This is a genomic window from Bacillus sp. AFS040349, from assembly GCF_002577655.1.
Classification (GTDB): domain Bacteria; phylum Bacillota; class Bacilli; order Bacillales; family Bacillaceae; genus Metabacillus.
Genome location: NZ_NUMC01000135.1, coordinates 1 through 17,569, shown reverse-complemented (window position 1 = coordinate 17,569; position 17,569 = coordinate 1). Strand labels below are relative to the sequence as shown.

Genomic DNA, 17,569 nt, shown 5'->3' with positions numbered 1-17,569 from the left:
AGGACTTATTTAAAGTACATAAAATTAATACCTCAAAAAGCGTTCAATTTTAACAATCGTGACCAAAATGTGACCAAGGCATGAAAAAAAGCACTTTTACAAAAAGTGCTTTAGGATGACCTGTGAGGGACTTGAACCCCCGACCCCTTCCCTGTCAAGGAAGTGCTCTCCCACTGAGCTAACAAGTCGTAATATTTTATATGATGATTTTAGGCTAAGACCTCTACCCTGTCAAGGTAGTGTTCTCCCACTGAACTATCGGATCGTTATTTAGTTGTATAATAGCTCTTAAAGCTACATATTCTATTATATTCTGAAGAACTATTCAAGTCAATACATCTCGTCCAACTTCACTATTCGACTTATTTCCCAGAAAATATTTGAATGCTGTCAAAAGGGGCATTAATCCCTACATTCTTGCCCCATTTAGACAGCATTCTTCTCTTATTTCCCTACTATCCTATTCTTATTGAAGGCCCTTTTCTTTAAAATACTTAGCTGCACCTGGATGGAATTCTAAATTTCCCACACCTTCAAGTGCTGATTCAGGTGTGATGAATTCACCTTTTGCATGTGTTATTGAATCTGTATTTTCAAACAATGCTTTTGTCATTTCATAGACTAATTCTTCGTCTAGATCCTTTGTGACGACAAGCATTGCTTTTACTGCTACTGTGTTTACATCTTCTTCAATATTATATGTTCCAGCTGCAACTGTGTCTTTTGAGTAGTATGGAAATTGATCCATTAGCTCTTGAACTTTGTCGTCTGCAATTGGAACAATGACAATGTCTGCTTGAGCTGATAGTGCTTCAACAGCTCCTGTTGGTGTTCCAGCAGTAATGAACGCAGCATCAATTGTTCCAGCCTGGATACCATCCGTTGACTCATCAAATGATAGATTTTGCGGTTTAATATCTTCTGCTGTTAAACCATGAACCTCTAAAACTTGCATAGCGTTAATATAAGCACCTGAACCCGGAGCTCCAACAGAAACAGCTTTCCCCTTAAGGTCTTCTACTGATTGTATTCCACTATCCTTGGTCGTGACTAGTTGAATGGTTTCCGGATAAAGTGATCCAATTGCTTGAATAGTATCAATTGCATTTCCTTCAAACATTTCTTTTCCTTCAAGCGCATATGCCGCGATATCTGTTTGTGTAAATGCTAGTTCAGCCTCACCAGCTCTTAACGTTTCCATGTTTTCAGCAGAAGCACCTGATGTTTGTGGTGTAATATTTGCGTTTGTATTGTCTGTCATGATCTTACCAATTTGCCCGCCTAGCGGATAATATGTACCACCAGTTCCGCCAGTAAGTAAGCTTAAGTCTTGTTTTTCTTCTGATGTGCTTTCTGTTGTTTCCTCTTTTTCTTCACTAGAGCTCTCCGATTCTGTTTCCCCGCTACATGCAGCGACCACCATCATAAAAGCAAGCATCATAACAAACAACAAGCTATTACGCATTTTTTTCACGCTTGTTCCCCCTTTTGTAAAATTGTGTAAAGCGGTAGCTCCCTTTTATATATGAGGAAACATTTGGGTACATGCATGAAAAATATGAAAGGTTTATTAAGCCCGATTACATAAAGAAAATAAAAAAAGAGATTGGACACTTTATATAGTTCCCAATCTCTTTCCCCTTACTATACTCAGTTTATATCTATGTACTCATTCCACAGTTTTATCTACGATTTTGCCTATTTCTTAAAAACGTTGGGATATCCAGTGAATCTTCCTGTTGTTCATTATGGCGACTAAAATTTTGAACCGGTTCTTCACGGTAACCAACATCCCGTTGTATACGCTGATTTTCATATTGATTCGTATTTTCTACTCTTTCTCTTTGTGGCTGTGAATTTGTTTGGATCAATGGTGGTGCCTCCTCTTGCTCAATGAAACCAGTTGCAATGACCGTTACGATAATTTCATCCTTTAAGTGATCATTAATCACTGAACCAAAGATCATATTCAAATCCTCATGAGATGCATTAGATACCATATCAGCTGCTTCTTGAACTTCGAAAAGACTTAGGTTTGTACCACCAGTGATGTTCATGATTACACCTTGAGCACCATTAATGGACGTTTCAAGTAACGGACTATTGATGGCTTTTTGTGCAGCGACCGCAGCCCGGTCTTCTCCCTTCGCAATTCCAATGCCCATTAGTGCTGTTCCTTTATGAGACATAACTGTTTTCACATCAGCAAAGTCAAGGTTAATTAAACCTGGTACAGCAATTAAGTCAGAAATCCCCTGCACCCCTTGACGAAGAACACTGTCTGCTTCACGGAAAGCATCCATTATATTTGTTTTTTTATCAACAATTTCTAATAAGCGATCATTTGGAATAATAATTAAGGTATCAACTGATTCCTTCATGGCCTCAATACCGCTTGCAGCATTTTTTGAACGCTTTGAGCCTTCAAATTTAAAAGGACGTGTGACAACTCCAATTGTTAGAGCACCAAGATTACGGGCAATTTCCGCTATAGCAGGTGCTGCCCCTGTTCCTGTTCCACCACCCATTCCAGCTGTAACGAAGACCATATCTGCTCCTTGTAATACTTCTTTAAGCTGCTCTTTACTTTCTTCCACTGCTTTTCGACCAATTTCAGGATTTGCCCCTGCTCCTAAACCTCTTGTTAATGATGCACCGATTTGCATCCGAATTTCAGCTTTTGATTGATTTAAAGCCTGTGCATCTGTGTTTGCTGCAATAAATTCAACACCCTCAACTCCATCTTCTATCATTCGGTTAACCGCATTATTACCACCTCCGCCAACACCGATCACTTTAATTTTGGCGAATTGATCTATATTCATATCAAAATCCAACATCATCTTTCCTCCTTATTCATCCATAGGTCTTACTTCAACGTAGACGTACGTAGTACCTCCTTATATGATTCGAAGTTTTCCAACTTTTTCTGTATGTTCACTAACTGAGAAATCAAATCGCAGTCATTTTTTACAAATTATGAATGACCATAATTCGGGGAAAATACTGAAGCGTATCAAAATAGGGAGGTTAACAAATAATGGATTCACAAAAATTAGCAGCTCATGAATCTATAGACTTACATGAAATGATAAACTTCAAAACTTTATGTGTGGCTAAATCAAAGCTTATGCAAGGACTAGTTTTTGATCAAGATCTAAAAAATTTAATGCAAAAAGATGTTGATCAATCGATTCAGGCATTAACCGAGTTACAAGCGATTTATCAACGTGCTCCTTTTGAAGCGCCAGTACCTGAAAGCCGTCCAACACCAATAATCAATTGAAAGGAAGGTAGTAGCATTGAATAACGATCATTTAGATCCAATTAATTCCTTACATGTTCCTGAGTTAGCAGATACCACGTTTGCCATGGATTTTCTTATGCGAGCAAAAGATGCGGTACGAAATACAGCTACGGCATTAACTGAAACCGCATCACCTGACTTAAGAGCCATGCTGCGTAAGCAATTAATGCAGAGTATTGCCATGCATCAAGAAATTACTGAGCTTATGGTCGAGAAAAAATGGTTTCATCCTCATGATCTACAAGAACAATATAAATTAGATCAGCTATCCGCCAAAAACACAATTATGGTTGGAAACATGAATCTATTCCCTGTTGAAACCAATCGAAAAGGGATGTTTGATCGTACACCTGATGAACATTAACATTGGAGGTTAGTTGAATGAAGGCCGTAACCTATCAAGGCATCAAAAATGTTGAAGTAAAAGAAGTAGAAGATCCAAAAATCCAAAAGCCAGATGACATGATTATCAAAGTAACAAGTACAGCCATCTGTGGATCTGATTTGCATTTAATCCACGGAATGATACCAAATATGCAAGAAGACTATGTGATCGGCCATGAGCCAATGGGTATCGTAGAAGAGGTGGGCCCTGAAGTTACGAAGGTAAAAAAAGGGGATCGTGTAATTATTCCTTTTAATATCGCATGTGGTGAATGTCAATATTGTAAAAGCAATCTTGAGAGTCAATGTGATAACTCAAATGATAACGGAGAAATGGGTGCATACTTTGGCTATTCAGGTAACACAGGTGGTTATCCAGGTGGACAAGCTGAATACTTAAGAGTTCCTTTTGCCAATTTTACTCACTTTAAAATACCTGAAAGCTGTGAAGAACCTGATGAGAAGTTAAGTGTCATTGCTGATGCCATGTCAACAGGCTATTGGAGTGTTGAAAATGCTGGTGTCAAAGCTGGCGATACTGTCATTGTTCTAGGCTGTGGCCCAGTTGGCCTTTTTGCTCAAAAGTTTTGTTGGTTAAAAGGAGCAAAAAGAGTAATTGCTGTTGACTATATTCCCTATCGTTTAGAGCATGCAAAAAGAACAAACAAAGTGGAAACCGTTAACTTTGAGGAACATGAAAATGTGGGAAGTTATCTGAAAGAAATTACAAAAGGCGGAGCAGATGTTGTCATCGACGCAGTTGGTATGGACGGAAAAATGACTGACATGGAATTCCTAGCGACCGGTTTAAGACTTCAAGGTGGGGCAATGAGTGCACTCGTAATGGCTTCTCAAGCTGTTCGAAAATGCGGAACCATCCAAATTACTGGCGTGTATGGTGGCCGATATAACGGTTTTCCATTAGGAGATATTATGCAACGAAACGTAAATATCCGCACTGGGCAAGCTCCAATGATTCACCTAATGCCTTACATGTTTGAACTCGTTTCTACTGGAAAAATTGATCCAGGTGATGTTGTCAGTCACGTACTACCACTTAGTGAAGCAAAGCACGCTTATGAAATTTTTGATACAAAAAAAGATAATTGTATAAAAGTTGTATTAAAACCTTAGGAAAAGAGGGCTATAAATCATGGACTACGTATTACATGAAGTTCTTGAAGTTCAGGAAATTGCGGCATTTAAGACAACTTGTTTAACAAAGTCCAAAACGATGAGAGCACTTGTATCTGATCCAGAACTAAAAGACATCATGCAGCAAGATATTACAATATCAACCCGTCAGTTAGAGGAGTACTCCTCCATTCTTTCTAAAGCAAAACCAAAGTATTAGTTAGGAGATGAAGGAACATGAACTCAATCATTGAAAGTTTAACTGGTATGAAAGCATTAACCGATCAAGTTGTTGCAATGGACTTATTAATTTCTGCAAAAAGTGGAGTAAGAAACTATGCAATTGCCCTCACTGAATCAGGCACTCCAGAAATTAAACATACTCTCACTCGTCATTTAGAGGAAGCACTGGATATGCATGAAAGAATCTCAAGTTATATGGTGGAAAAAGGCTGGTATCATGCATTTGATACCCATGAACAAATACAGCTGAATTTAAAAAATATGGATACAGCAATGAAATTACCTACTCTTTAAGCATCTCTTATTCTCAAATAGAGGAACAAAACAAACTGTTCCTCTTTTAGAGAAGGGATTTTTATTATCAAATAAATACCTCACCCATAAAAAAACTGACTCCACAAAGAGTCAGCTCAAAATTTACACATTCACATTCTTCTTTGCATCAGCAGGCACCTTCTCCAAAGCTGCAGCAAAGTCTTTAATTAAATCCTCAACCTTCTCAAGTCCAACGCTTAATCTTAACAGTCCATCTGAAATGCCACGCTTTTCACGCTCTTCCGGAGGCATTGCCGCATGTGACATTTTAGCAGGATACGATAATATAGATTCCACTGCACCTAAACTAACCGCAAACACCGGAAGCTCCACATTTTCAACCAAAGTCTTAACTGCCGCTGCGTCAGCTAATTTAAATGACAACACTGCTCCAGGACCATCCGCTTGATAGTTTTGTGTTTCATGACCTGGGTGATAGCTCAAGCCTGGGTAATATACCTCTTCTACCTTCGGGTGCTCCGCTAAAAACTCAGCTATTTTTAAGGCAGATGCTTGAGACTGCTGTAGGCGTACATGCAATGTCTTTAATCCACGAAGAACTAGCCATGCGTCCTGCACACCAAGAACGGCACCAAATGCATTTTGTAATTTATACAAACGATCGCCTAAATTAGGATCCTTCACAACAGCAAGACCTGCAAGCACATCACTATGCCCCGCTAAAAACTTCGTTGCACTGTGCAACACTACATCAACGCCTAACTCTAAAGGTCGCTGTAACTCTGGTGTTAAGAACGTATTATCTAAGAAAGTTAAGCAGTTATTTGCCTTCGCTAGATTCACAATCCCCTTAATATCCGTTACTTTTAACAATGGATTCGAAGGTGTCTCCATATAAATTACCTTCGTATTAGGACGAATTTCAGACGCAACCTGATGAAGATCTGTCATATCTACAAATGTATGCTCAATTCCAAATCGAGTTAATACATCTGTGATAATACGAAAAGTCCCCCCATACACGTCCTCTGTTACAAGTACATGATCTCCTTGTGATAACAGCAAAAACGCGGTAGAAATAGCTGCCATACCAGAGGAGAACGCCAATCCACGTGATCCGCCTTCTAATTCTGCAATGGCACTCTCCAATGCTTCTCGCGTAGGGTTGCCTGAACGTGCATAATCATATTTCCCAAATTCATCGATATCAAATTGATGAAAAGTAGAGGAATGGTGAATCGGCACACTTACCGATCCTGTGCCGCGGTCCACCTTTGACTCGTTATGAAGTAGCTTTGTTTGAAATGACCAATCATGATTGCTCAACTGCTTCCACTCCTTTCATTGCTTTAAATGCCTGTGTTAGATCCTCAATAATATCTTCTGCATGCTCAACACCAACTGAAAAACGTAGCAGCTTATTACAGACACCATTTGCGATTCGAATATCTTCTGGAATATCCATATGTGTTTGTGTTGCTGGGTACGTGATGAAGCTTTCGATGCCACCTAAGCTTTCTGCGAAGCAAATCGTGTTAAGATTTTTCAAAAACGGATTAATCCATTCTTCATCTTGTAAACGGAATGAAAGCATTCCACCTTTTCCTGGATATAAGACATCAAGTACATCAGAATGCTCTTCTAAAAATGCCGCTACCTTTTGAGCATTTTCCTGATGCTGTCTCATACGAAGTGATAAAGTTTTCATCCCTCTCATTAACAACCAAGAATCAAATGGTGATAAAACAGCACCAATTGCGTTTTGGTGTTGGAAGAATTCTTCACTTAGTTCCTGACCTTTCGTTACAACTAAGCCTGCAAGAACATCGTTGTGCCCTCCTAAGTATTTTGTTGCACTATGGATGACAATGTCCGCTCCATCTAAGATTGGCGTTTGAAGAACTGGTGTATAGAAAGTGTTATCAACAATCACGAGTATGTTATGCTTTTTCGCAACTGCTACTAGCTCTTTAATGTCCGTTTCCTGCATTAATGGATTAGTTGGCGTTTCAATGAATAGCGCTTTTGTGTTTTCATTGATCAACTTTTCCGTTTCAGCTGGATTTGTGAAATCATCATATTGAAATGATAATCCGTATTTTCTCCATTCTCTTTCAAAAAGACGGTATGTTCCACCGTAAAGGTCCGAAGAAACGATCAGTTCGTCTCCACTTTGGAAGAGGGCCATGATTGTTTGGATGGCAGCCATTCCTGAGCTGAAGGCAAAGCCGCGGTCGCCATGCTCAAGGTCTGCAATCGCTTTTTCGACTAATAGTCTTGTAGGGTTTCCTGTTCGGATATAATCAAATCCAGTTGATTCACCGATACCTGCGTGACGATAGGCTGTTGATAAATAAATTGGCGGGTTAACTGTACCTGTTACATTTTCACTGCGGTTGCCGATTTGTGCTAATTTTGTTTCGATACGTTTACTCATGTTTGTCACTCCTAAGATATAAATTTAATGATTATGTACATGAGAGAAAGTGTACATGTCTTAAAAAAGCAAAATAAAAAGTCTTCCCCGTTAAGAAGAAGACTGTGTCGTTAAAGTGCGCTTCTTCTTATCTCTCAAGCATAAAGCTGGTGTGGCTTGCTGGATTTAGCACCTTGGCACTCGTAGAAGTCTTGGTATTTGTGTTGTTACTTTATTTGCTTTTTGTAAAAGAAACCATTAATTTGTGTTGGTTTAGTTTTTAAAAGCACGCCAGTGCTTGCGGCTTGCGATGCAAGCCTGCGACAGACAATGAAAAAAGCTTCGAACAATCAAAAACGCTTTGTTCGCTTCTTTTTTCATTATCTGTCGGTGCTTTTAAAAACCTTACCTAGGTTTCGCTTTAAACTTAGCAAATATCATAACCACCAGATCTTCACTCGTTATGAACCGGTTGCTGAGGCTTCATAGGGCCAGTCCCTCTGCCTCTCTTGATAAGAAATATATGAAATTTTTAAAATGTTTAACTTTTTATTACTGTACCTTATTCAAGTGGAGAATGCAATAGAATTATTGTAATAGTTTGATATCTTCGATTATTTTTTCAAATGGTACGTTTGATACTCCATCGTATTGTTCTAGAATTTGACTGCCTTTCATGAGAAAAATTGAGGTACTGTGAACAAATTGAGTTGAGCCTTCAAGCTTTGCAGCAGGAGCTAAGAAACTTATATTAGAAAAGGATTCAATTTCTGCTTGATCATAGCCTGTTAGAAAGTTCCAAGATTCATAATCAGCACCGAATTGTTTTCCAAACTTTTTTAACACTTCAGGTGTATCATGTTCTGGATCAATACTGAAGGAAACTAACTCTGCTTCTGCTTTTTCATCTTTTAACTGCTCTTGAAGTGTAGCAATGTGAGCAGTCATTGGCGAGCAGACAGTATCACAATTTGTAAAAATAAACGTAGCTATCCAAACTTTGTCTTCGTAGTCAGACATTCTTACAGCTTCTCCGTTTTGATTCACGGCTTCCAGTGGCTCTACAGTTCCATTTAATGAAAAATGCTCTTCCAGGTTGATAGACTGAGAACAGCCTACCAACGCTAGAACAGCAATAACAATTGATATTATTTTTTTCACGATAGATTCCTACTTCGATAAGAATGAAGTGTCAATTAGATCACTAAATTCTGGTTTTTCTTTTAGGAATTTTAATTCATATGAAGAATTTGCAAATTCTTGAACAACATCTGCATTTACTTCTGTTGTGTAAGATACACGCTCCCATGCACTATCAACAATCGCTGGATCTAATTCTTGATCTGTGATGTCTTTGATTGCTTTGATCGCGATATCACGTGCTTCTTCTGGATTTTCATTAATGAAGTTTACGCCTTGTTCGTGTGCTTTTACGATATTAGCTACTAGCTCTTTATTTTCTTCAATTAGTTTTCCACTTGTTACTAACACTGTGTTAGGTAATGTTGTACCATATGAGATTTCATCTGTATCAACGATTACTTTTGCACCGTCATTTACTAATTGTGATGCCCACGGCTCTGGAACAGCAGCAAGATCTACTTTACCTGATTCGAACATTGCACCGTATTGAGCTGGGTTACCAGTTACATGTTTAAGAGTTCCACCAATACGTGCTGATGTAATTCCTAAATCTTTAAGAAATGTTTCCATTTGAACATCATGTGTGCAACCTACACCAGGTGTGATGAACGTTTTACCTGAAACATCCTCAACTGATTGAACACCACTTTTTGCTGATGCAACAACAACAGTACCGCCTGAAGATGCACCTGCAATAATTTTCACATCTGCACCATTTGCATAGTTGTTCATTACTGGACCAGGTCCTACTAGTCCCGCTTGAATTTCACCTGTTTTTAAAGCTGTCATAAACGCTGCTCCATCTGGAAACGTTTTGTATGTTACTTTTACGTTTTCTCCAAGAGCATCTTCATAAAAACCTTTTTCTCTTGAAATCATTGCAGGTACGTGATCAATGTTTGGAAAATAACCAATCACAACCTCTTCTGTACTCCCGCTACCGCTTGTATTCGATGATCCACCAGTTCCACAAGCTGCAAGGACACCTACTAATAAAATCGAAATAAGTGCAAATAATAGTCCTTTTTTCATGATGTAACCTCCATTTTAAATTATGATTGTTCGTTAAAAATAACCTTTGACTACGATACCTTGTTTACACTTGAAATCAGTAGTCAGAGGGAAGCAATTGGCGACACACCAATTAAGAAAGTCCTTAACTATCTAATCCCCATTTTTTCATTACGTTTTTCTCAATACGTTGGAAAAAGAGTAAATCTACAATAACACCAATGACCATTATCATAATCATAATCGCGAGCACTAAGCTCATATCACCAAAGTCTGATGCGAATTTTAATTTATATCCAAGACCAGGACCTGTACTTAATAACTCACCTGCCATTAATGCTCTCCAAGCAAATGCCCAAGCAAGTCTTGTTCCTGTTACAACATAAGGGATAGATGCTGGAATCATGACCTTAAAGAACAAGCTCAAGCCTTTATAATCCATTGTTTGCGCTGCTTTTATATAAAGTGGTGGCACATTTTTGATCCCTGTTCTCATGTTAATCGTCATCACAAGTGTTGCACCTAGAACGACGATAAACGTAACAGCAGCTTCATTTAACCCAAACCACATAATCGCTAAAGGTAACCAAACAATACTTGGTACTGACTGTAAAGCGATAATTAATGAACCTAATGTTTCATCAAGTGTTTTTGATTTAGCTAAGGCTACTCCTAAAATAAGTCCTAAGATTAATGCAATGACTAAGCCAATCACAAGTCTTTTAAAGCTTGCAACTAAGTCATAGACAAGTGTTAAATCTAAAAAACCTGTATATAATGAATTGAAAACATCTGTAGGGGCAGGAAATATTGCAACGGAAACATCAAGAAGCTTTACCGTAGCCTGCCATACAGTTAAAAGAATAACGTAAAAAAGTATTCGTTTAACGACTGGCTGCATATTGCTGCTCCTTTTCTATTACTTTATCTATTTCTGTTTTTAATAATTTCTTAATTCGTTCTTCGTAAGCTAATAGCTCTTCACGCGCTTGCTCACGTGGTCTTGGAAAGTCAAGCTCGATAATATCAACAATTCGACCTGGCTGTGTTCCCATAACGACAATTCTGTCAGAAAGCTTTAATGCTTCATGGATGCTATGTGTAACGAAAAGAATTGTTTTTTTCGTTTCTAAAAACACTTCTTCCAAGACTTCATGAAGTCTTGAACGTGTTTGTTCATCAAGAGCACCAAATGGCTCATCCATTAGTAAGAGAGCTGGATCCATTGCTAATGCTCTCGCAATTGAGACACGCTGCTGCATCCCACCTGAAAGCTCATGTGGGGAATGCTTGGCATATGGACTTAATTGTACAAGAGATAAAAATTTATGAGCTCTTTCTTGTGCCTCTTTCTTGGAAAGCTCCTTGCGAAGAGGAAACATAACATTTTCTTCAACGGTTAACCAGGGAAATAATGCAGCTTGTTGGAATACCATGCCGCGTTCTTTACCAGGTCCTTTTAATTGTTTCCCTTGTAGAACAAGCTCACCAGAAGTTGCCTGTGTTAAGCCTGCAACGATAGAAAGTAAGGTTGATTTTCCACATCCTGAAGGACCAAGGATGGAAACAAATTCTCCTTCTTTCACTTGTAAATCTATATTTGTTAAAACTGTTTCTTCTTTGTTATCACGGTTTTTAAATTGTTTCATAACATTATTTATGGATAAAAACACTGATATCACCTACTTTTTTAATTCATATCTGTTTTATCGGATTTACTTATTATAGTAGGTTTAGGAAATAAGTCAATGGTAAAATTAGTATTTCCCTAATTCTCACCAAAATAAAAAAGACCGACATGTAAGTCGGCCTTGTTCACGTTATTTTTTCTTTTCATCATAATAATTAACAGCATACATAGAACCTTCAGCTACCATCGTATTATCTTCAATATCATGTGGATCCGGGTGTCCAGATTTCTCCATAACCTGCTTGTCTTTATTTATAGAATTAATGGCTTTATTCTTCATCATTTGCATGGAAGAGATGAATTTGTTCTTTCTTTTTTCTTCCTTTAATAAATAAGATGTAACCCCTATTGTGGATAGTGCAACACTGGATAAAACCACTTTGCTTGATTTTTTCATTTGTGATTCTCCTCTCACTTTTTTTAATAGGTCTTACTTGGAAAATACCCTTGTCCGACATTTTTAAACATTTTTTGCTTAAAAACATAATAATTATGCTTTTTTAAGGATGAATGAATCGTTGCGTGATAAAATAGGAAGGGGTTTCACACATGTTTTAGGAGGGGTAACCATGAGTAAGCAAACAGGTATTATTAAGGAGCACTCCTTTTATTCAGAAGCACTTCAGGAAGAATTAACATTGCTCATTTATCTTCCAGAGAATTATTCACCATTATATAAGTATAGTTTATTGATTGCACAAGATGGTCAAGATTACTTTAAACTTGGGCGTGTTGGAAGACAGGTCGAAGCTTTAGTAAAAGATGAAGAAATAGAAGATGTTATTGTTATTGGCATTCCTTATAAAGATGTTCATGACAGAAAAGAAAAATATCATCCGAGTGGTAGTAGGTATAAGCAGTATGTACGTTTTCTTGCACATGAACTAGTACCGTATCTTGATCAGGAATTTCCAACATACCAAATAGGCTTTGGTCGTGCTTTAATTGGTGATTCTTTAGGAGCAACCGTTTCATTATTAACAGGCTTAGCGTATCCTAATACTTTTGGAAAGCTCATTCTCCAATCACCTCTTGTAAATGAAGATGTCATGAATGCTGTTAAAGAGTTTAATTCTTCCTCAAGACCGATGATTTATCATCAAATTGGCAAGAAAGAAACAGAGGTAAAAACGACAGATGGTATCATTCAAGACTTTCTAACACCGAATCGGCAGTTGTCCCAGTTGATATCTGAAAAGGGTTTTTCATACACGTATGAAGAGTTTGATGGAGATCACACTTGGAAGTATTGGCAGCCGGCTTTAACACCTATACTCAAACTTATGTTTGAATAACATCGTACATATGTTTATTTTTAAAAATTTGCTATACTAAAACTATAATGAACTGTTTAGGAGGGAATATCATGAAATACGGAATCGCCCTTTTTCCATCAAAAAAATTGCAGGACTTAGTTAACTCTTATCGCAAACGGTACGATACTCACTACGCATTAGTGCCACCACATGTTACATTAAAAACGGCTTTTGAAGCAGAAGACGATGAAATAAAGGTTATTGCGAAGGAACTTCGTAAAGTAGCTGAAGTAAGTCAGCCAATCAAAATTTCCATTAAAAAGGTTAGCTCTTTTGCACCTGTAAACAACGTGATCTATTTAAAAGTAGATCCAACAGATCAGCTGCTAACTCTTCATGAAAAGCTCCATACAGGTTCCTTAAGCGGTCAGCCTGAATATGCTTTTGTCCCTCATATTACTCTTGGACAAAATCTTTCAGATGATGAACATTCAGATGTTCTTGGCAGCATTAAAATGCTTGATATTCGTCACGAGGAAGTTATAGACCGCTTCCACCTTTTATATCAACTAGAAAACGGTTCTTGGACTGTTCATGAAACATTTTTACTCGGAAAGGAAAGCGAATAATTGGAAATAAAACAAGTAGCAACAAGAGATGAACTAGAAGATGCATACACAGTAAGAAAAATTGTTTTCGTAGATGAACAAAATGTTCCTGAAGAAGAGGAAATTGATCAGTATGAAGATGAAGCAACACATGTTGTTTTATATGATGATCAAGAAAAGCCAGCAGGTGCCGGACGAGTACGTGTTCTTGATGGTATAGGTAAAATTGAAAGAATTTGTGTGCTATCAACAACTCGTGGAACTGGTGCAGGTCGCATAATTGTAACCAAATTAGAAGACATTGCGTCAGAACAAGGAGTTAATAAATTCAAACTGAACGCGCAAACACATGCGATACCTTTTTATGAAAAATTAGGCTATGAGGTTGTATCAGATGAATTTATGGATGCAGGAATTCCTCATGTAACGATGATTAAACAGCAATAGGAAGACCCACAGAGAGAAATTCTTATTGGATTCGGTTTTGAAGTATCAAATTAGAAATAACCGTACTATCACACTTAATAGTAAAAAAAAATGCTTGGAACATTGTGTTTCCAAGCATTTTTTTACATTATTTTGCACTCTATAGTTGTGCTTTCGCTAAACAACATGATAAATAAACGTAAAAATTCCGCTTAAATTGGAAAATACCAACATTCCCCACAAAATAAGGGCAGTTTTTCCGCTTATATGAACATAATCTTTGGATTTAGTTAAATATAGAGAAGTTAACCGGAATATTTCCGCTTATATCGGATTTTAAGCACCTACTATCTAACTTAACCGGAATTTCTCCGCCTATGAAAAAAAAATGAACTACATAAAAAATTCTCTGTGTTTTTACTCTTTAAAACAAAATCAGAAGATTAGCTCATTCCTTCTTTCTTCACCAATTTCTCCCGATCCTTTAACCCTGGCGGCTGCTCCAACCAGTTATTTTTGATCATAATATCTGCTCCACTTTTTGCAAATTGAGCAATTTCAGCAGACAATCTTTCATAATTCACAGCTAAATCTGTTCTCTGACTTGCGGCCGCGGCAGTAGCATAGTTCCCTGTTCCTGCCGCACTAAGTAAAGACATATGAAACATCATGATTTTATCTGAGTATGTTTGGGTTGTGGAATAGCTAACACATACATCAGGAGAGCCAGGTGCAATCAAGTCACTTTCAGCTAATGCCTCTGTAAAGAGCTTCACATGCTTTTTGGAAATTTCGCTTCCTCGTAGCATATACTCTTGTATTTCTTTACTTTGGGAGGTTTGACCAAAGCTCAAGCAAAGTTTAGCTCCAATAGAGTTTGTTTGAATATTCATATATAGATGAGAAATTTCAATTGCATTTAAAGGTCGTTTACCGGTAAATGGATTTAACCCGCTTAAATATTTTTTTGTATCCACATAGTCTGTTTCTTCCGGAACGCCAATATAAGGGGCTCTTACAAAGAATCCTTTTGAAACAGCTGTTTCGAGAGTAGAGTTATATAATGTCGCTGTTTCATTTATTGCATTCGTAAAGAATTCCCTTACATCTGATCGAACACTCATTGATAAAAATCCACCGTAAGCGAGCATCCCAACTTTAGCCATATGATTTACATATGTTAAAGAAAATGTATCAGAATACAAACGAGGTGCGCTAGTATTAACATCATCCTCAGTAAAGCCATTCGGTGTGGCAAATTGTTCTTGTTGAAACAGTTCTTTTAGAAAATGAATATTTTTCACAGCCATATTATATGCATGCTCTACCCCTGCTTTTATTTCAGGATCTTCTATGTACTGAAGCATATGTGTTAACATCGTTGCCACCATTGTGTCATTCATATAGGATGTCCAAAGAGAAGCAATCTCTGTTGAGGTAAGCTTAGTTGAATCGTGAGACATCTGTGTACCCCCTTTAATAGAGTAATTATTATCCAATAGTGTTAACAAAAACTCACTATTTTATTTTAATCACATACTATCTCATTGATTTTGTATAAAAACGACATGTACGATAATCCTAATCATATGGATCGTGAACGGGGGTATCTAGCATGGAGTTTGGACAAATTACAATTGAGTTAGTTTTTGGCTTTATTGCACTTTTCATCATTACAAAAATATTAGGTAAAACACAAATTACCCAAATTACAACGTTTGACTTTATCTCTGCACTTGTACTTGGTGAACTTGTTGGAAATGCCATTTTTGATGATGAAGTTGGAATCTCACGGATTATTTATGCAGTCGTTATATGGGGATTATTAATTTTCATTCTGGAATTGATTACGCAAAAGTGGAGTAAATCGCGTGGACTTCTTGAAGGAAAACCAACGATTATTATTCAAGAAGGCAAAATATTAAGAGAAAGCTTAAAGAAATGTAAACTAGATATCAACCAGCTGCAACACTTGATTCGGGCAAAAGGCGTTTTCTCAATAAGAGAACTAGAATATGCTGTTCTAGAAACAGATGGTACGGTCAGTATTCTAAAAAAGGCAGAATATGAGAACCCAACGAAACCTGATCTCCAGGTGAATCTGCAAAAAGTATATATCCCCATTACCATCATAAGTGATGGAAAAGTGATTAAACAAAATTTAGTTGAAGCAGGCTTTAATTACAATTGGCTGGAGCAACAGTTAAAACAGCAAAACATATTCAGAACAGAAGAAGTTTTATATGCTGAGTGGCTCGAGGGTTCTGGTTTACATGTTCAATCCTTCTAAATAGAAAACAAACTCCCACTACTAAATTAGTGGGAGTTTTTCTTGTTCTCTCGTATCATTAACCGGTGATTATGAATTAGAAGTTCAGCCGTATTATCTTGTACAAGCATGGTAACATAAGCTGTAACTGCTGTACGAAACAGCATCCATGAAGGAATATTTAGGTCTCCTATATCCCACTTTGTACAAATGTCGGCTACTAATTCATCATGATAAATACCAGCTTCATCCTCTTGTATAACACTCTTTATGGAATTCATTAACTTAAGATGATAAGAAATGTTCACATCGACTGTTTTGACAAAATCCTCTTCAAACAATCCATGTCCAGGAACAGCTCCAACACAATCTATTTTTTTAAGTTTGTGAAGAGATTCCAATGTATCTTTTGCATCAATAATGAATGGGATTTTATGTTTATGTAACTGCTCTTCTGCAAAATAAGCATCAGCAGCGTATAGGATTTTATCAATAAGTAAGCCATGCTGATTGATGCTGTGCCCTGGCAAGGAATAGCATTGAAAAAAGATGTCGCCAAAAGGATAGGTTGCTTGCTCAATTTCTTCATCAACCCTTATTGGCTTACCTTCTAAAAATTTATTTCTCATTTCAGGCAATGGCTTATTTCCTTGAAAAAGATAGAGTGGTTCAATAATTGGATGTCTAAGCATAGCCGCTTCGAGTTTCGGTGCGTACGTATAAACGTCTACAGTAGATTGTAAATGCTCTGCCCCACCGTAGTGGTCAGCATGAGCATGTGTAACAAATAGATGAGTTACAGGTAAATTGTCGCCCTGTAATCTTTTTAACACCTTTTTCATCGTTTGTTTGTCAATTCCGGCATCAATTAGTAAGCCGTTTTCTCCATTGCGTAAATACCCAATATTAACTGCACCTTGAAAATAGTAACAACTATTGTTAAGTTGAATAAAATTCATTTTTTACCTCTTAAACGTTTTTTTACACATATTCGTTAAAGAGCTTACCTTTTCCTGTAAATGAAGATGAATATTTATTTTTCTTCAATTTTTCTTCTAAGATATCTGCAAATTTCTGCTGCTGTTGTGAATTTTCTTGTGCATTATTTTGATTCAGCTTAATAGCAGATGTTGGTAAGATTTGTGAATAATGTTGTTGTACAGAGATTGATCGATTTGCGTATTGTGTGTATGTATCTTGCTGAATTGGTAAAATATAACCCATCTTCGTCACCTCTCCCTTACATAAATTCCCTTATCTTTGTTAAGTTAAACCATGTATTTTTACCTTTTCGTTCGGTTGTCATTCTGTTAAGATAGACTTTGTCGCTTATGAAAGTTTGTTTTTTATTATTTTATAAATACATACGATTTAGCATCCTATTTTATGGTAGTGTCAAAAGATTT

General features: G+C 37.2%; 21 protein-coding genes, 1 tRNA gene and 1 riboswitch. Of the genes, 9 read left to right on the top strand and 13 right to left on the bottom strand.

Annotated elements, in window-relative coordinates; genetic code table 11:
• Nucleotides 1-116: 116 nt before the first annotated feature.
• The 3 genes from COD11_RS22965 to ftsZ form a co-directional block, all read right to left on the bottom strand.
• Nucleotides 117-188: transfer RNA gene (locus tag COD11_RS22965), tRNA-Val, on the bottom strand.
• A gap of 278 nt (nucleotides 189-466) precedes the next feature.
• A complete protein-coding gene (locus COD11_RS22960) occupies nucleotides 467-1,474 on the bottom strand; it encodes a TAXI family TRAP transporter solute-binding subunit (protein WP_098799233.1) in 1,008 nt (335 codons plus the stop codon).
• A gap of 208 nt (nucleotides 1,475-1,682) precedes the next feature.
• Nucleotides 1,683-2,840, bottom strand: coding sequence for a cell division protein FtsZ (gene ftsZ / locus COD11_RS22955; protein ID WP_098799232.1), 1,158 nt, complete (start codon nucleotides 2,838-2,840; stop codon nucleotides 1,683-1,685).
• A 200-nt stretch (nucleotides 2,841-3,040) separates the two neighbouring features.
• Here ftsZ and COD11_RS22950 point away from each other — a divergent pair, with 200 nt between their 5' ends.
• Genes COD11_RS22950 through COD11_RS22930 form a run of 5 tightly spaced genes read left to right on the top strand, consistent with a single transcriptional unit; the run spans nucleotide 3,041 to nucleotide 5,362 of the window.
• On the top strand, nucleotides 3,041-3,286 hold the full coding sequence (locus COD11_RS22950) for a spore gernimation protein GerQ (protein ID WP_098799231.1): 246 nt from the start codon (nucleotides 3,041-3,043) through the stop codon (nucleotides 3,284-3,286).
• A 16-nt stretch (nucleotides 3,287-3,302) separates the two neighbouring features.
• The gene (locus tag COD11_RS22945; RefSeq protein WP_098799230.1) at nucleotides 3,303-3,671 is read left to right on the top strand and encodes a spore coat protein; all 369 of its coding nucleotides are present in this window, start codon (nucleotides 3,303-3,305) and stop codon (nucleotides 3,669-3,671) included.
• A gap of 17 nt (nucleotides 3,672-3,688) precedes the next feature.
• Nucleotides 3,689-4,825, top strand: coding sequence for a zinc-dependent alcohol dehydrogenase (locus COD11_RS22940; protein ID WP_098799229.1), 1,137 nt, complete (start codon nucleotides 3,689-3,691; stop codon nucleotides 4,823-4,825).
• 19 nt (nucleotides 4,826-4,844) lie between these two features.
• Complete coding sequence (locus tag COD11_RS22935; protein ID WP_098799228.1) at nucleotides 4,845-5,045, top strand: hypothetical protein; 201 nt, start codon at nucleotides 4,845-4,847, stop codon at nucleotides 5,043-5,045.
• Nucleotides 5,046-5,062: 17 nt separating this feature from the next.
• Complete coding sequence (locus COD11_RS22930) at nucleotides 5,063-5,362, top strand: spore coat protein (protein WP_098799227.1); 300 nt, start codon at nucleotides 5,063-5,065, stop codon at nucleotides 5,360-5,362.
• A gap of 123 nt (nucleotides 5,363-5,485) precedes the next feature.
• Here the strand turns inward: COD11_RS22930 and metC are convergent, their stop codons facing one another.
• The 7 genes from metC to COD11_RS22895 form a co-directional block, all read right to left on the bottom strand.
• Nucleotides 5,486-6,670: a cystathionine beta-lyase gene (gene metC, locus COD11_RS22925; protein WP_098799226.1), complete on the bottom strand. Its 1,185-nt coding sequence runs from the start codon at nucleotides 6,668-6,670 to the stop codon at nucleotides 5,486-5,488.
• A complete protein-coding gene (locus COD11_RS22920) occupies nucleotides 6,657-7,781 on the bottom strand; it encodes a methionine biosynthesis PLP-dependent protein (RefSeq protein ID WP_098799225.1) in 1,125 nt (374 codons plus the stop codon). The genes metC and COD11_RS22920 overlap by 14 nt, the downstream gene beginning before the upstream one ends.
• A 381-nt stretch (nucleotides 7,782-8,162) precedes the next feature.
• Nucleotides 8,163-8,279, bottom strand: a riboswitch (SAM riboswitch).
• Between the two features lie 69 nt (nucleotides 8,280-8,348).
• Complete coding sequence (locus COD11_RS22915; RefSeq protein WP_255301689.1) at nucleotides 8,349-8,921, bottom strand: SCO family protein; 573 nt, start codon at nucleotides 8,919-8,921, stop codon at nucleotides 8,349-8,351.
• Nucleotides 8,922-8,930: 9 nt separating this feature from the next.
• A complete protein-coding gene (locus COD11_RS22910; RefSeq protein WP_098799223.1) occupies nucleotides 8,931-9,935 on the bottom strand; it encodes an aliphatic sulfonate ABC transporter substrate-binding protein in 1,005 nt (334 codons plus the stop codon).
• A gap of 124 nt (nucleotides 9,936-10,059) precedes the next feature.
• On the bottom strand, nucleotides 10,060-10,815 hold the full coding sequence (locus COD11_RS22905; protein WP_098799222.1) for an ABC transporter permease: 756 nt from the start codon (nucleotides 10,813-10,815) through the stop codon (nucleotides 10,060-10,062).
• Nucleotides 10,799-11,587: an ABC transporter ATP-binding protein gene (locus COD11_RS22900; RefSeq protein WP_098799221.1), complete on the bottom strand. Its 789-nt coding sequence runs from the start codon at nucleotides 11,585-11,587 to the stop codon at nucleotides 10,799-10,801. The genes COD11_RS22905 and COD11_RS22900 overlap by 17 nt, the downstream gene beginning before the upstream one ends.
• Before the next feature lie 147 nt (nucleotides 11,588-11,734).
• Complete coding sequence (locus COD11_RS22895; protein WP_098799220.1) at nucleotides 11,735-12,001, bottom strand: hypothetical protein; 267 nt, start codon at nucleotides 11,999-12,001, stop codon at nucleotides 11,735-11,737.
• A 172-nt stretch (nucleotides 12,002-12,173) separates the two neighbouring features.
• Between COD11_RS22895 and COD11_RS22890 the strand changes: the two genes are divergently transcribed.
• The 3 genes from COD11_RS22890 (at nucleotide 12,174) to COD11_RS22880 (ending at nucleotide 13,915) form a co-directional block, all read left to right on the top strand.
• Complete coding sequence (locus tag COD11_RS22890; protein WP_098799219.1) at nucleotides 12,174-12,899, top strand: alpha/beta hydrolase; 726 nt, start codon at nucleotides 12,174-12,176, stop codon at nucleotides 12,897-12,899.
• 71 nt (nucleotides 12,900-12,970) lie between these two features.
• Nucleotides 12,971-13,489 (top strand): YjcG family protein, encoded by a 519-nt coding sequence (locus COD11_RS22885; protein ID WP_098799218.1) that lies wholly within the window; start codon nucleotides 12,971-12,973, stop codon nucleotides 13,487-13,489.
• Complete coding sequence (locus COD11_RS22880) at nucleotides 13,490-13,915, top strand: GNAT family N-acetyltransferase (protein WP_098799217.1); 426 nt, start codon at nucleotides 13,490-13,492, stop codon at nucleotides 13,913-13,915.
• A gap of 422 nt (nucleotides 13,916-14,337) precedes the next feature.
• On the opposite strand, the gene COD11_RS22875 is transcribed toward COD11_RS22880, so the two are convergent.
• Entirely contained in the window at nucleotides 14,338-15,357 is a 1,020-nt protein-coding gene (locus COD11_RS22875) for a DUF3231 family protein (RefSeq protein WP_098799216.1), read from the bottom strand.
• A 152-nt stretch (nucleotides 15,358-15,509) separates the two neighbouring features.
• Between COD11_RS22875 and COD11_RS22870 the strand changes: the two genes are divergently transcribed.
• Nucleotides 15,510-16,184, top strand: a complete 675-nt coding sequence (locus COD11_RS22870; RefSeq protein WP_098799215.1) for a YetF domain-containing protein — start codon at nucleotides 15,510-15,512, stop codon at nucleotides 16,182-16,184.
• Between the two features lie 26 nt (nucleotides 16,185-16,210).
• On the opposite strand, the gene COD11_RS22865 is transcribed toward COD11_RS22870, so the two are convergent.
• On the bottom strand, nucleotides 16,211-17,122 hold the full coding sequence (locus COD11_RS22865; RefSeq protein ID WP_098799214.1) for an MBL fold metallo-hydrolase: 912 nt from the start codon (nucleotides 17,120-17,122) through the stop codon (nucleotides 16,211-16,213).
• Nucleotides 17,123-17,144: 22 nt separating this feature from the next.
• Entirely contained in the window at nucleotides 17,145-17,387 is a 243-nt protein-coding gene (locus COD11_RS22860; protein WP_098799213.1) for a hypothetical protein, read from the bottom strand.
• Nucleotides 17,388-17,569 lie beyond the last annotated feature (182 nt).